Source organism: Roseovarius nanhaiticus, from assembly GCF_900156535.1.
GTDB lineage: Bacteria > Pseudomonadota > Alphaproteobacteria > Rhodobacterales > Rhodobacteraceae > Roseovarius > Roseovarius nanhaiticus.
This window is the reverse complement of sequence record NZ_FTNV01000001.1, coordinates 852412-866916: the sequence shown is the minus strand read 5'-3', so window position 1 is coordinate 866916 and position 14505 is coordinate 852412. Positions and strand designations below refer to the sequence as shown.

The 14505-nt window shown below is 63.7% G+C and carries 16 protein-coding genes; 6 read left to right on the top strand and 10 right to left on the bottom strand.

The features are described 5' to 3' along the window. Window position 1: 1 nt before the first annotated feature. From BW975_RS04190 to BW975_RS04145, 10 genes are all read right to left on the bottom strand, one after another. On the bottom strand, window positions 2–733 hold the full coding sequence (locus BW975_RS04190) for a heme ABC transporter permease (protein ID WP_076531206.1): 732 nt from the start codon (window positions 731–733) through the stop codon (window positions 2–4). 21 nt (window positions 734–754) lie between these two features. Beyond that, entirely contained in the window at window positions 755–1411 is a 657-nt protein-coding gene (gene ccmB, locus BW975_RS04185; RefSeq protein ID WP_076531204.1) for a heme exporter protein CcmB, read from the bottom strand. Continuing rightward, complete coding sequence (ccmA, locus tag BW975_RS04180; RefSeq protein ID WP_076531202.1) at window positions 1408–2025, bottom strand: heme ABC exporter ATP-binding protein CcmA; 618 nt, start codon at window positions 2023–2025, stop codon at window positions 1408–1410. The genes ccmB and ccmA overlap by 4 nt, the downstream gene beginning before the upstream one ends. 60 nt (window positions 2026–2085) lie before the next feature. Further along, window positions 2086–2439 carry an Mth938-like domain-containing protein gene (locus BW975_RS04175; protein WP_076531200.1) on the bottom strand — a complete coding sequence of 118 codons (354 nt, stop codon included), beginning with the start codon at window positions 2437–2439 and terminating at the stop codon, window positions 2086–2088. 11 nt (window positions 2440–2450) lie between these two features. After that, a complete protein-coding gene (locus BW975_RS04170) occupies window positions 2451–3221 on the bottom strand; it encodes a sulfite exporter TauE/SafE family protein (RefSeq protein WP_244512524.1) in 771 nt (256 codons plus the stop codon). Next, the gene (gene secD / locus BW975_RS04165) at window positions 3208–5841 is read right to left on the bottom strand and encodes a protein translocase subunit SecD (protein ID WP_076531199.1); all 2634 of its coding nucleotides are present in this window, start codon (window positions 5839–5841) and stop codon (window positions 3208–3210) included. Before secD ends, BW975_RS04170 begins: the two co-directional genes overlap by 14 nt. A 57-nt stretch (window positions 5842–5898) precedes the next feature. After that, window positions 5899–6201, bottom strand: coding sequence for a preprotein translocase subunit YajC (gene yajC, locus BW975_RS04160; RefSeq protein WP_076531197.1), 303 nt, complete (start codon window positions 6199–6201; stop codon window positions 5899–5901). A 114-nt stretch (window positions 6202–6315) separates the two neighbouring features. Continuing rightward, window positions 6316–6669, bottom strand: a complete 354-nt coding sequence (locus BW975_RS04155; protein ID WP_076531196.1) for a cupin domain-containing protein — start codon at window positions 6667–6669, stop codon at window positions 6316–6318. Window positions 6670–6701: 32 nt separating this feature from the next. Beyond that, entirely contained in the window at window positions 6702–7493 is a 792-nt protein-coding gene (locus tag BW975_RS04150) for a nitrilase-related carbon-nitrogen hydrolase (RefSeq protein WP_076531193.1), read from the bottom strand. Window positions 7494–7505: 12 nt separating this feature from the next. After that, complete coding sequence (locus tag BW975_RS04145; RefSeq protein ID WP_083686974.1) at window positions 7506–8546, bottom strand: alcohol dehydrogenase catalytic domain-containing protein; 1041 nt, start codon at window positions 8544–8546, stop codon at window positions 7506–7508. A gap of 104 nt (window positions 8547–8650) precedes the next feature. Between BW975_RS04145 and BW975_RS04140 the strand changes: the two genes are divergently transcribed. The 6 genes from BW975_RS04140 (at window position 8651) to BW975_RS04115 (ending at window position 14485) form a co-directional block, all read left to right on the top strand. Further along, window positions 8651–9541, top strand: coding sequence for a LysR family transcriptional regulator (locus tag BW975_RS04140; RefSeq protein ID WP_076531192.1), 891 nt, complete (start codon window positions 8651–8653; stop codon window positions 9539–9541). A gap of 117 nt (window positions 9542–9658) precedes the next feature. Then, a complete protein-coding gene (gene speB, locus BW975_RS04135) occupies window positions 9659–10618 on the top strand; it encodes an agmatinase (RefSeq protein WP_076531190.1) in 960 nt (319 codons plus the stop codon). Between the two features lie 27 nt (window positions 10619–10645). Further along, on the top strand, window positions 10646–11725 hold the full coding sequence (locus tag BW975_RS04130) for an ABC transporter substrate-binding protein (RefSeq protein ID WP_076531189.1): 1080 nt from the start codon (window positions 10646–10648) through the stop codon (window positions 11723–11725). A gap of 68 nt (window positions 11726–11793) precedes the next feature. Continuing rightward, window positions 11794–12852, top strand: a complete 1059-nt coding sequence (locus BW975_RS04125; protein WP_076531187.1) for an ABC transporter ATP-binding protein — start codon at window positions 11794–11796, stop codon at window positions 12850–12852. Further along, the gene (locus tag BW975_RS04120; protein WP_217696926.1) at window positions 12831–13697 is read left to right on the top strand and encodes an ABC transporter permease; all 867 of its coding nucleotides are present in this window, start codon (window positions 12831–12833) and stop codon (window positions 13695–13697) included. The genes BW975_RS04125 and BW975_RS04120 overlap by 22 nt, the downstream gene beginning before the upstream one ends. Beyond that, a complete protein-coding gene (locus tag BW975_RS04115; RefSeq protein ID WP_092746203.1) occupies window positions 13694–14485 on the top strand; it encodes an ABC transporter permease in 792 nt (263 codons plus the stop codon). The genes BW975_RS04120 and BW975_RS04115 overlap by 4 nt, the downstream gene beginning before the upstream one ends. Window positions 14486–14505: the final 20 nt, after the last annotated feature.

The window sequence follows — 14505 nt, the reverse complement described above, 5'->3', positions numbered from 1 at the left end:
GTTATCCCATCCTTTCGCGTGCAATCAGCGCGCGCATGCGGCGCGCGCGAATTTCGGTTTGAGTGCGCATGAGGACCAGCGCAATCGTCAGCAGGACAAACCCCGCGATGCAGACCAGCAGCGGCAGGTAGAACACGTCGGCCACGTTCTCTTCCTTGTCGAGACTGAGCGACGCGCCCTGATGCAGCCCCTGGTTCCAGAAGAGCACCGCGTAGCGGCTGAGAAGCGCAAAGACCGACCCGACGAGGCAGAGGACCGAAGTGAGGTCCGCCGCCGTGTCGTCATTCTCGATCGCGGACCAGAGCGCAATGTAGCCCAGATAGAACAGGAACAGGATCAGGAACGAGGTCAGGCGCGGATCCCATACCCACCACGTGCCCCAGATCGGCTGTCCCCAGAGCGCGCCAGTCACCAACGCAATGACAGTCATCACCGCCCCCACCGGGGCCGCGGCGCGGGCGGCCAGCGCGCTGACATGATGCCGCCGCACGATCCAGATCAGCGATGCGACCAGCATCATCAGCCACGCGTTGATCGCCATCAGGGCCGAAGGCACATGCAGATAGATGATCTTGACGCTGGCGCCTTGGCGATAATCCTCGGGCGTGAAGAAAAAGCCCCAGACGAGGCCGACCACCAGAGACACGAGGGCGATACCGCCGATCCAGGGCAGGACGCGGTCGGATGCGGCGATAAACTTTCGCGGATTGGCGTATTCCCAAAGCGAGGCCATAAACGTCCTTCTTGGTAAGAGCTATCGCAGGTTGACCCTTACTACCGCAGCCGAGGCGAAGGGCAAGAGCGCGATGGTGCCGCAGGTGATGCCGGCCAGCATCAGGAGCGGCATGGTATAATCCAGCCCTTCGGCACCGCGGCGCGCCGCCTCGGCGCCGAAGATCAATGTAGGGACGTAAAGCGGCAACACCAAGAGCGACAGGAGCAATCCGCCTCGCCGGATGCCCACCGTCAGCGCCGCGCCGAAGGTGCCGATCACGCTGAGGGCCGGTGTCCCCAATGCCAGCGACAGGGTCAGCGGCAAATACCCGGCGCCCGGCATGTTCAGAAGAACCGCCAGCGCAGGCGCCACGATGACCAGCGGCAGGCCCGTGGTCAGCCAATGCGCCAGCGCCTTGATTGCCGTCAGCGCCTCCAAGGGCAGCGGCGCGGTGGCCAGCAGGTCAAGCGAGCCGTCCTCATGATCGAGCGCAAAGATCCGGTCGAGCGATAGCAGGCATGCCAGAAGCGCGCCAAGCCACAGGATACCCGGCGCGATAAGGCTATGCAGATCGCCGCGCGGGCCAACGGCAAAAGGCACCAGCGTGACGACGATCAGGAAGAATGCGAGGCCAAGGCCAAACCCGCCCCCTGCCCGCACCGCAAGGCGCATGTCCCGCATCAATAGCGCGATCACAGGAATGCCTCATCGAAATCATCAAGCGCAGCGGCGCGCGCCTTGAAGGGCGCGACATCCAGCGTCTCCGCCTCGTCGAGGCCCAGCTCGATATGGGTGGCGACGATGGCCGCGCCGCCCCCTGCCAGATGCGCACGTAGGACGGCGGCGAACATCGCCGTCGCCTCGCGGTCCAGCGATACGGTCGGCTCGTCCAGCAGCCAGACGGCGCGGCGCGCCACGATCAGCCGCGCAAGGCCGAGGCGGCGTTTTTGCCCGGCCGAGAGGGCGGCGGCGGGCCGGTCTGCCAGCGGCGCAAGCGCGTAGGCGTCGATGGCCGCATCCACATCACCCCCCGCAAAAATCGACGCCCAGAAAGACAGATTTTCGCGCACGGTCAGCGCGCCCTTGATGCCGTCGGCATGGCCCGCATAAACCAGCGTCCCCTCCTCGCCCTCGATCCTACCTTTCAGCGCGGGTTGAAGCCCGGCAAGGGTGCGCAGAAGCGTTGTCTTGCCCGCGCCATTCGGTCCACGCAGAACCAGAGCGCGGCCGGACGCAAGCGCCAGGGACACGCCCTCCAGCACGGCAATCCCACCGCGCGTAACGCTCAGATTTTCGGCTTTCAGCAACATGCGCGCAGGCTTAGCGCATCGCGCGGACCGAAGGAAGCGGATGCGCCAAGGGTCGCGCGTTCAGACCGGCAATACCGCAGCGGCCACGCGGCGACCTTCGGATAGCAGGACATTATAGGTGCGGCAGGCGGCGGGCGTGCTCATCGTCTCGACGCCGATCCCGGCCTCTTCGAGCTGCCCGCGCAGACCTTCGGGGATATGCGCGATTTCGGGGCCGGTGCCGACAAAGATGACGTCGATATCGCCCAGCAGGTCCAGCAGCGGCTGCGCATCCTCGAAACCTGCCCAGTGCCTCGCGCCAGTCTCGGTGACGATGGCGGCGCCCCGCATGACCTGACCGCCGACCCGGAAAAAGCCGGGGCCGTAGCCGTCGATCGGGGTGGCCTCGGCAAAGGTGACTTCGTTCAATTGCATCGCGTCTCTCCTTATTGCCAGATCGGCAGGCCCGCCAAGACGGCCAGCGCGATCACCGTCAGCGCTGCGCGGCGATAAAGCGCCTCGTACGAGGGTTGAAACAACGCTTGACCGGTTATCATGCCCGTAAAGTAGGGCACCGACAGGACCGCGGCCAGCCAGATGATCGACATATCCGCAAATCCGCGCAGCAGCAGGTTGCCCACGATGACAAGGTCCATCGCCCCCAGAAAGAGGATCGTATTCGCGCGCACCGTTTTCGCCACGCGCCCACCCGCAAGGTAGAATAGCACGACGACCGGCCCAGTGAGGCCCGTCATGCCGCCCAAGAGCCCCGCGACCGCGCCGATGGCGACCACGACCGGCAACGTGATGCGGCCCGCGTAATGCCAGCCCGAAATCAGCGCGATCAACGTGCCGCCCGCGAAGGCCGCGACGATCCATCGCACGATGGTCGCGTCCAGCGCATCCATGATCCAAAGGCCCTGCGGCACTGTCGGCAACGCGGCAAGGACCAAAAGCCCCACCTGACCGCGATCCGCATGCGCCCAGGCACGCGGCACCAGCGCGCCGATGCTGGCGATCTCGACCAGTGCGATGATGGCGATGACATGGACGGGCGGCAGGAATATCCCTGCGATGGGCACGAAAATCAGTGCCGAGCCAAACCCGGTGAAGCCGCGCACGATCCCCGCTGCGGCCAGCGTCACCGCCAGCCACCAAAAGCCGGGATGCGCAAGCGCCCCGGCCACGGCCGGGGCGAGAGTCTCAGGCATCGACATTGGCAAACTGGTTGCCGGAATTCGCGTCAGACTTGGACCAGTCGCGCTTGACCCCCAGCCACATCAGGAAGACCGCCGCGACGAAGATCGAGCTGTAAGTCCCGACAACGATGCCCCACATCATGGCAAAGACGAACCCTCTGATCACGTCCCCGCCAAGGAAGTAGAGCGCCAACAATGCCAGCATGGTGGTGAACGACGTCATGATCGTGCGGCTGAGCGTCTCGTTGATCGAGAGGTTCAGCACTTCGAGCAGCGGCTTGGCCTTGTATTTGCGCAGGTTTTCTCGGACCCGGTCAAAGACGATCACCGTATCGTTCAGAGAATAGCCGACGATGGTCAGCAGCGCCGCAATGGTCGCCAGATCGAATTGCAGCTGCAATTCCGAAAAGACGCCGATGGTCAGAATCACGTCATGCACCAGTGCCGCGACAGCGCCCAGCGCAAACTGCCATTCAAAGCGCAGCCAGATATAGACCAGCACGGCCCCGATCGCGAGCATCACGGCAATCGCCGCCGTCTGGATGAGCTCGCCCGAGACTTTGGGCCCGACACTCTCGACCGAGGTGAAGGTGATATCGGGCACCGCCTCTTGCAGCGCGGCCTCGACAGCGGCGATGGTTTCTGGGGTTACCGCCTCGACATCGTCCTGCGCCTGAATGCGCACCATAGCCACGTTCTGCTCGGGGCCGAAGGTGGGGTCGAACACTTCGGTAATGCTTATATCGCCCAGATCCAGCGTCTGCATGGCTGCGCGGTATTGCCCGATATCGACGGGCTGCTCGCTTTGCGTTCGGATGGTCGTGCCGCCGCGGAAGTCGATTCCGAAGTTCAGCCCCTGCAGCATGAAAGAGCCAAGCGCGACCAGGATGAAGAGACCCGACAGCCCGAGGGACAGCTTCCATCGGCCCAGGAAATTCACGTTGGTCTCGGCTTTGACCAGCTTGAGCGAGCGGCCCTGAAGCACTGTTTTGGGGCGCTTGCGCTCGAACCACATGACGACGATGAGGCGCGTGATGAAGATCGCTGTAAAGACCGAGGTGATGATGCCAAGGCCCAGCGTGATGGCAAAGCCGCGCACCGGCCCCGACCCCATGGCAAATAGGATCACGGCCGTGATCAGCGTCGTGATGTTGGCGTCTACAATGGCGCTGAGCGCCTTTTCATAGCCCAGTTCGATCGCGCGGGCGGCGCCCTTGGCCGTCTTCATTTCTTCGCGGATACGCTCGAAGATCAGAACATTGGCGTCGACGGCCATACCGATGGTCAGCACGATGCCCGCGATCCCCGGCAGCGTCAGCGTAGCGCCGATCAGGCTGAGCAGACCAAACATGAGGCCGATGTTGATGATCAGCGCAATATTGGCAAAAAGACCGAAGAGGCCGTAGCTGGCAAACATAAAGACCAGAACAAGACCAAATCCGACAATGCAGGCGATCTTGCCCGCTTCGATGCTGTCGGCGCCAAGTTCCGGTCCGATGGTCCGTTCTTCGAGGAATTCGAGGCCAGCCGGCAGGGCGCCCGCGCGCAGCAGAACGGCGAGGTTCGTGCTCTCTTCGACCGAGAAATTGCCCGTGATGATGCCCGAGCCGCCGGGGATGTGGCTCTGGATCACGGGGGCGCTGATGACCTCGTCGTCGAGGACGATGGCGAAGGGGCTGCCGATATTGGCGGCGGTATAATCGCCAAAGCTGCGCGCGCCCGTGGGGTTGAAGCGGAATGACACGGCGGGCCGCCCGTTCTGGTCGAAATCTGGCTGCGCATCGGTCAACTCGTCGCCGGTGACGACCGGCGCGCGCTCCAGCACATAGAACACGCCCTCTTCGTTAAGCGACGGCAGCACTTCGTTGCCCGCGCCCGCGCGCTCGTTGGCCGAGGACGCGCGGCCTACAACCGGCTGGAAGGTCAGCTGTGCGGTGGTGCCGATGATGTCCTTCAATTCCGTCGCGCTGCCGATTCCGGGCACCTGGATCAGGATACGGTCGCTGCCCTGACGCTGGATCGTCGGCTCGCGTGTGCCGACCTCGTCGATGCGGCGGCGGATGATTTCCAGTGCCTGGCGGACGGTACGCTCGTCCGTGGCGCGCTGCTCGGCCTCCGACAGACGCACGACAATGGCGCCATCGCGGATCGTCACCTCAATGTCATCGGCGCCCGCCGCCGTCAGGCTGGTGACGGGGCTGGCCAGCGTGCGGACAAGGGCCGCGGCCCGGTCGGCCTGTTCCGGACGCTCATTGAGACGAACGACCAGTTCGGGCCCCTCAGTCGGCTCCAGCCGGATGGTGCCCACCTCGTCGCGCCGTTCGCGCAAGAGATCGCGCACCGCGGGCCACATACCCTCGATGCGCGACTGATAAACATCCTCGACCTGAACTTCGGCCAGCAGATGCGCGCCACCGCGCAGATCGAGGCCCAGATTGACCAGCCCGCTGGGCAAAAAATCGGGCCAGGCGTTCAGCGCCTCGTCCACCTGCGCCGGATCCACCCCCCGCTCGACCGCCTGAACCGCGTCGTTATGCGTTTCGACCCGGTCATAAAAGGCATTCGGCATCGCCAAAAGGATGCCGAGGGCGACGACACCCCAGATACAAATACGTTTCCACAGGTCGATCTGAAGCATTTGGGCGCCTTTGCTGGGGCTGGTCGTAGGGGTGCGCTGAAACGTGCCGGACTGAAATCAGCCCTTGGCAGCGCCTTCGGCGGGCTCGGTCTTGGAGACGACCTGCGCGATGGTCGACTTGACCACGCGTACCTTCACGCCTTGGCTCAGCTCGACCTCGACCTCGTCGTTATCCTTGACCTTGGAGACCTTGCCGATCAGTCCGCCTTGGGTGACCACCTCATCGCCGCGGCGCAGGGCCTCAACCATCGCGCGGTGATTTTTCAGCTTTTTCTGCTGCGGACGGATGAGCAGGAAATACATGATCGCAAAGATCAGAATCAGGGGAATGAACTGCGCGAACGCGGAACCGCCTTCCATGGGGAGTCTCCTAAATGAAAGCGGGGCCGCCCCCGCGGAATTTCGCGGAACCTATGGCCGTGCGGCCCTTATTGCAAGGCGCGAAAACGTGAGCGCCGGGCAGGTCGCGGACAGTTAGGGAAAATCATCGGGCATCTCGGCAAAGACCGCGATCAGGCAGCCGCCCTTGGTGGTGGAATGATGTTCCGTACCATCGCGCAGCCAGACCAGATCGCCGGGCCCGTATTCTGTGCCGTCATTGTCGGTCAGATCGCCCTCAATGATCAGGAATTCCTCGTCGCCCTTGTGGCGATGCGCAACGGTCGTTTGGCCCGGCGCCATGCGATAGACATAGAATCCGGCGCCCAAAGGCTTGGCATCGTTCAGTTGCAGCACCTCGCCATCGGGCTTGCCGTCGGTCTCGATGGGTCGGAACGCTGCGGTATAAATATTGGCCACGCGCCGATCGGCGGATTTGATCGGGTCCATCTGCACTCTCCTACGGTTGCGTTTCGCCGCTTTTATATCAGACCTTGGCGTGCCGCGTCCTCAAGATACGGGTTCGCTTCACGCGATGCGGCAAAAGCCGCGGGCTCGATATCGGCATAGATCAGCGCATCGCCCGTCACGCCTGCCTCGGCCAGAACGCTACCGTCGGGCGCGGCGATGGACGACAGGCCCTGGTACTCGAATCCTTCATCGCGGTCGGCATTATCGGCATAGGCCACGAAAACCTGGCTTTCGAAGGCGCGCGCGCGGATCGTGTGGCGCGCGATGAACTCCCCTGGCGCCCCCTTGGGCAGCGCGGTCGGCACCGCGACCAGATCTGCGCCCGCCACGGCAAGGCGGCGCACGTTTTCGGGAAATTCCACATCGTAGCAGATGAGGCAGCCCACACTCAAACCTTCCATGCGCATCAAAACTGTCGTGGGTCCGGCAGGAGCAAAGATGCCGCGCTCGTAATCGCCATAAAGGCATCCTTTGCGATAGATTTGCGGCGCATCAGGACGCGTTCGGTCGATCATCAATGCGCTGATATGGCGCGCGTCGCCCGCGGCTTCGGGAAAGCCAGCGATGACGCTGATCCCGTGCGCCGCGGCGGCCTCGCCCAGCATCCGCGCCCAGGCGCCATTCGGCGCCTGCGCCTCCTCGGCCAGAATCGCGCCGCGCCCGTAGCTCGACAGGGCTAACTCGGGCGCGATCATCAGGCGCGCGCCCGCGCCCGCGGCCTCCTTCATCGCAAAGACGATGCGCGCGGGTCGGTCGGCGGCGTCGATGGCCGCGGACATCTGGAAAACGGCGATACGTGTCATGATGTCTCTCCGTTACAGCGCAAAATCGATGCAGAGCCGGCCCGCCACCGAACCGGCCTTCAGCCGGTCCAGCGCCGCATTCACGTCGTCAAAGCGGATCGCCTCGACATCGACATTCAACGGATGCACGGCGGCAAACGCCAGGAAATCCGCCAACTCCTGCCGCGATCCGACGGACGAGCCAAAGACGCGGTGCCCCCCGTCGATCAACCACATCATCGACAGCGGCATAGGGTCATGCACCATTGCGATGGCGACGATATCGGCCATCGGGTTCACCGCCGCCTCGACCGTGTCCCAGATCGCCGGGCTGGGCGCGAAGTTCAGCACCACATCGGCGCCGCCCGCCGCCTTGATCCGGGCGCCCGCATCCGCGCCGGCGACCACTGTGACCTCGGCCCCCAAACTGCGTGCCGTCTCGAGCTTCGGCTCGTCCCGGTCAATCACCATGACGCGGGCGCCCCGCGCCTTGGCAATAAAGATCGCGTATTGGCCCAAACCGCCCGCGCCCAGGGTCAGCACGTTGGTCCCGGCCTCGATGCGCGCCTTGCGGAGGGCCGACCATGCGGTGAGCCCCGCGCAAAGCAGCGGCGCGCCCGTGAGCGGGTCGATCGCCTCGGGAATCTCAATCGCGAAATCTGCGGGGCAAATGGCGTATTCCGCAAAGGCGCCATGCTTTTGCACGCCGCGCGCGGTGTTCTCGGGGCAGAACGTTTCGTTCCCGGTGCGGCAGGGCTTGCAGGCAAGGCAGGTGTCATAGATCCAGGGCAGCCCGATGCGCGTGCCTATGGCAGGCGCGCGCCCTGCATTCGCACCGTGCGCGACGACGCGCCCGATGCCCTCATGCCCGAGGATCAGGGGATAGTAGCTCTCCGGCAGGTCTTCGTCCCCGTCGCGCAGATGCAGATCCGAATGGCAGACACCGCATGTCTCGAGCCGCACCAGAACCTCGCCCGCACCGGGCGTGGGCAGGGCCACCTCGCGCATTTCCAGCGGCGCGCCGGGCGCGGGGCAGATGGCGGCCTTCATGGTCAACGGCAGGTCTTGGGACATGATGGTGCTCTCCTCATGGCGCGGTTGCCGATCAGCCTAGGCGCTGGCCGGCGAAACGAAAATACGCTGTTGCAAAGCCATACATTTCCGCATCTCAATGCGTCATGCAAATTACCGGCTCGGACATCCACCTTCTTACCGTTTTCGACGCGGTTGTGCGCAATGGCGGTTTTTCCGCCGCGCAGGTCGAGCTGGGCCTGAGCCAGCCGACCATTTCCAACCATATCACCGCGCTCGAGCAGCGCCTTGGCGTCACGCTCTGCCAACGGGGGCGGCGCGGATTTCTGGTGACGGAAAAGGGCCTGATGGTCCACGAGATCGCCAAGACCCTGATCGAGACGCTGGGCACCCATTCGGGCCATCTGGCCGCGCTCAAGGGCAATCTGGTGGGGCGGCTCAAAATCGCGGTGCTGGATTGCGTCGCGACGGATCCGAATTTTCGCCTGCCCCAGGCCATCGCCCGGTTTTCCGAAGCCGCGCCCGCCGTCCGGATCGAGCTGGGCATCGCGCGCCCGCAGGACATTGTAGGCGCCGTTCTGGATGGCACAGTGCATGTCGGCATCGGAAGCTTTGACAATGTTCTCAGCGGCTTGCGGGTGACCGACCTCTACCATGAGGATCACGCGCTATATTGCGGCGCCGCGCATCCGTTCTTTGGGCGCAGCGAGACCGCGCTGAGCGAGGCCGAGATAACCGCCGCCCCTTGGGTGCATCGCGGGTATTGGAGCCGCCAGCGACGCAAGGCTGTGAACCCCACCGATCTGGACCGTTTCGCGGACGAGATCGAGGCCCAGCTGATCCTCATCCTGAGCGGCGCCTATATCGGCCTCTTGCCGCTCCATATGGCCGAAGGGCATGTGGCCGCCGGGCGCCTGCGCCGCTTGGCCTATAGCGGCGAAGATTACACCTGCCCGATGCAGATGCTGACCCGCGCGGGGCAGATGCCGCAAGTCAACGCGCTCTTCACGCAGATCCTGGCCGAGTGCTATGGCTGAACGCGATACATTTGCACGGCTCAATGTCATCCTTTGCGCAATCATATTTGTCGCGCGTCAATTTCGCACCTAGGCTTTGCGCCAGTTCGGGCCATGACGGCCAAAGGGGAATCACCGATGAGCGACAGCAGCACACCGCAATTCAATCAGCCGCTTGGCGGCAACGACATGCCGCGCTTTGGCGGCGTGCCCACGATGATGCGCCTTCCCAGTCAGGACACGGCCGAGGGGCTGGATGCCTGCTTTGTCGGCATCCCCATGGATATCGGCACGTCCAACCGCACCGGCACGCGCCACGGCCCGCGCGCCATCCGCGCCGAAAGCGGCATGATGCGCCCCTATAACATGGCCACCGGCGCCGGCCCTTTTGCCAAGATGCAGGTGGCCGATATCGGCGACGTGGCGATCAATACCTTCGATCTGAAGAAGACCGTGGACCTGATCACCGAAGCCTATGACGAGATCCTCAAGCATGATGTCGTGCCGCTGACCCTCGGGGGCGATCACACGCTCAGCTATCCGGTGCTGCGCTCGATCGCCAAGAAGCACGGGCCCGTCGCGCTGATCCATGTCGATGCCCATGCCGACACCAACGATCTGATGTTCGGCGAAAAGATCGCCCATGGCACCCCTTTCCGCCGCGCGTTTGAGGATGGCCTGCTGCAGAACGACAAGGTGTTCCAGATCGGCCTGCGCGGCACCGGTTACGAGCCGGGCGATTTCGACTGGGGCCGCGAGCAGGGCTTTACCGTGATCCCCGCCGAGGAATGCTGGCACAAGTCTTTGACGCCGCTGATGCAGGACATTAGCGCCAAGATCGGTGACACGCCCTGCTATCTGACCTACGATATCGACAGCCTCGATCCATCGGTCGCGCCCGGGACCGGCACGATGGAAATCGGCGGCCTCACGACCATTCAGGCGCTTGAAATCGTGCGTGGCTGCAAGGGGCTGAACCTTGTCGGCGGCGATCTGGTCGAGGTCTCGCCGCAATATGATACGACTGGCGCGACGGCGATGCTGGGCGCGAACCTGCTATATGAAATGCTCTGCGTCCTGCCGAAAACATGGGCGTAAGCCGACTTCAACAAGGGAGACTATAACATGACAAACGCATTCACACGTCGCCGCTTTCTGGGCACTGCGGCCGCCACCGGGGCCGCAACCCTTGCCGCACCTTCGATCCTGCGGGCCCAGGGCGCGCCTCTGCGCGTCGGCACCTATGGCGGCTTTTTCGAGGACAGCTTCAAGGCGCATATCTTCCCCGGCTTCACCGAGGAGACGGGCATCGAGGTCGAATCCATCGCCGTGCCCACGGGCGAGACGTGGCTGGTCCAGATCAAGAACGCTGCCCGGTCCAAGACCGCGCCTGCCGATGTCTCGCTGATGGCCGGCACGCCGCGCCGCGAGGGCGCCAAGCAAAAGGTCTTCAAGACCATCGACGAAAGCCAGATCCCGAACCTTGCGAACCTCACCGACAGCTTCAAGGACCGCTACGACGATGGTGGCCTTTACGGCGTGGGCGGCGTGTCGTGGTTTATCACGCTTTGCACCAACTCGGACGTGATCCCCGAGGCACCCACCAGCTGGAAGGCGCTGTGGGATGAGCAGTATCAGGACCAGATCGGCCTTCTGGGCCTCGCCACCAACTCCTTCCTTCTGGAAGTCACGGCGACCACCTTCTTCAATGGCACCGAAATCCTGTCGACCAAGGAAGGTATCGAAGAGGTGTTTGCCAAGCTTGAGGGTGTCGTGCCCAACGTGCGTCTTTGGTACAAGGACGAGGGCAGCTTCCAGCAGGCCCTGCAGCAGGGCGAGATCCCGATGGGCCAATATTACCACGACGTCGCGGGCCTTGCCGCCGCCGAGGGTTTCCCCGTGGTGTCGACCTTCCCGGAAGAGGGCGGCATTCTGGACAGCGGCTATTGGGTCGTGCCGGAATTTGCCGAAGCCGATGACGAAATCGCGGCCTTCATCAACTACATGTCCAAGCCCGAAACGCAGGCCACTCTGGCGCGCAAGGTCGGCACATCCCCCGTCGTCAAGCCCGAGCTGACCGACCTTTCGCCCGAAGAGCTGGCCGCCGTGTCGAGCGACATCACGCCCATCATCCCGCGCTATGAGATGTATGGCGAGCATGGCGATTTCATCTCGGATCGCTGGAACCAGTTGATCGCAGGCTAAAAGCTTCAGGCCCGCCCCCGTAACCGCCCCGGACATCGGGGCGGGCCAAATCTGACAAGGATATGCGCATGACCGGACTCGCCATCTCGGGTGTCACCAAGAAATTCGGCAACATCACCGCCGTCGAGGACGTGAACCTGACCTTCAAGGATGGCGAGATGGTCTGCTTTCTCGGCCCCTCGGGCTGCGGCAAGACCACCCTTCTGCGCATGATTGCGGGGCTGGAAGAGCCGACAAGCGGCAGCATCACGATGGGCGGGCGCGACATGACCCATGTGCCCGTGCACCAGCGCGAGATCGGCATGGTGTTTCAGTCCTTCGCCCTCTTTCCGCATCTGACGGTCGGCGAGAATATCACCTACTCCATGCGCATCCGGGGCCATTCACGCAGCGAGCGCGAGGACCGCGCGCGCGAGCTTCTGGACATGATGCACCTGCCGGGCATGGCGGATCGCCGCATCAGCCAGCTTTCCGGCGGCCAGCGCCAGCGCGTCGCCATCGCCCGCGCCCTTGCGCTTAATCCGCAGGTGTTTTTGCTGGACGAGCCGATGTCGGCGCTTGATGCCAACCTGCGCGAGGCAATGCAGATCGAGCTGCGCAAGCTCCAGCAGGAGCTGGGCATTACCACCGTCGTCGTGACCCACGACCAGACCGAGGCGATGACCATGGCCGACACGATCGTCGTCATGGGCAAGGCGAAGGTGCTGCAATCGGGTAGCCCGATGGAGATCTACAAAAAACCCGTTGACCGCTTTGTCGCCGATTTCATCGGCACGTCCAACCTGTTGCCCGCCCGCATGAGCGGCGAAGGCACCGCGGAGGTCAGCGGCACATCCCTGAATATCGGCACCAACGCCCACGGCTTCGCCAAGGGCGACGAGGTGGTCCTGATGACCCGCCCCGAGGAGGTCTTCGTGCGTCCCGCCAGCGCCGAGCGTCCCGCAAATGCCGTCACGGGCCGCGTCACATTCGTCCGCGATATCGGCGCCACCATCGAGATCCTCTGCGATTGCGACGGGCACGAGGTGATCTCGGTCCTCACGCCCAAGGATTGGCCCGAGGTCGAGATCGGCCAAGAGGTGCATATCGAAATGCCCAAGGACGCGTGCAGCGTCCTCGCGCCATGAGCGCCGGCAAGCCCGGCATCGGGCGCTACGTCGCGCTTCTTCCGTCCTCGGTGATGATCGGGATTTTCTTCGCCATTCCCTTCGCGCTGATCCTTGCGGTCAGCGTGGCCAGCCCCGCCGACGATGCCGATTTCCGCCTCGGCTTTGACCTGCAGCATTTCGACCGCTTCGCGACATGGTTCTACATCGAACGCGCGCTGTTTTCGGCCGGGCTCTGCGCGCTGATCGCTGCGATCAGCATGGCCGTGGCGTTCCCGTTCACCTATTTCCTGACCACCTTCAAACGCAAGGCTCAGGATCTGTGGCTGATCTACATCCTCGCGCAGCTGTCCCTGTCCGAAGTGCTGATCGCCTTCAGCTGGCAGATCCTGCTGTCGCGCACATCGGGCATCGGCAATATCCTCGCCTGGCTGGGCGTCGTCGAGAAAAGTTTTTCGATGACGCCCTCTGCTGGCGCGGTCGTGGCGGCGCTGGTCTATCTCACCATCCCCTTCTCGGTGCTCCTGCTCTTCCCGGCGCTCAGCCGCATGGACCGCAGCCTGCTGGAGGCCGCGCGCACACTGGGCGCCTCGCCGCTGCGCACCTTCTTCACGGTTGTCATCCCGGTCACGCGCCAAGCGATCATCTCGGGCAGCGTCACCGTCTTCGTGCTGACGCTGGGCGCGATCATCGTGCCGCAAGTGCTGGGCGCGCCGCAGCACTGGACGCTTTCGGTGCTCATCACCGATCAGGCGATCTTCAACTTCAACATGCCCTTTGCCTCGGCGCTGGCGGTCGTCCTCTTGGTGCTCAGCGCCAGCGTGATCGCCGCCGTCTCGTGGCTGGGCCGGAGGAGCGAGCCATGATCGGAACCATCCTGCGCCGCGTTTACATGGCGGCCTTCGCGTTGTTCCTGATAGGTCCGATCATCGTCATAACGGCGGTGTCGTTCAACGCGCAGAAGTTCATCGCCTTCCCGCCGCGCGGCTTTTCGCTGCGCTGGTATGGGGCGATCTTCGGCGAGGCGGACTGGTTCGGCGCGCTGATCAACTCGCTCACCATCGCCGCGCTCTCGGCGCTGCTGGCGACGGCCATCGCGCTGCCGGTGGCCTACATGGCGTGGCGTTATGGCCTGCGTTATGCCCGCGCGCTTTTCGCGCTTGGCATCGCGCCCTTCATCCTGCCGCCCGTGATCATGGCGCTTGCGTTCCTGATCTTCTTCTCCAGCGTCGGCGTCAACGGGCTGATGATCAATGTCATCATCGCCCATGCGATCTTCCTGCTGGCCCTGCCGCTGGTCACAATCTCGCTGGGTCTCGAGAGCATAGACAGGGCGCTAATCGAGGTGGCGCAGACCATGGGCGCGTCAGGCTGGACGGTGTTCCGCACCGTGATCGCGCCCATCGCGGCACCTTTTGCGTTGGCGGGTTTTGCCTTCTGCTTCGTGCTCAGCCTCAATGAATATATCATCGCGTTGATGACGGTGGGCTTCACTGTGGAAACCCTGCCCGTCAAAATCTTCAACGCGCTGCGCTATGGCTATACTCCTGTGATCGCCTCGATTGCGGTGCTGTTCCTGATCGTCAACATCACCGTTTTTTCGCTGATCGCACGGTTCAGCAATCTTGCGCGGATCTTGGGCGCCATGGACTGACGCCGCCACCACGCCTAGGC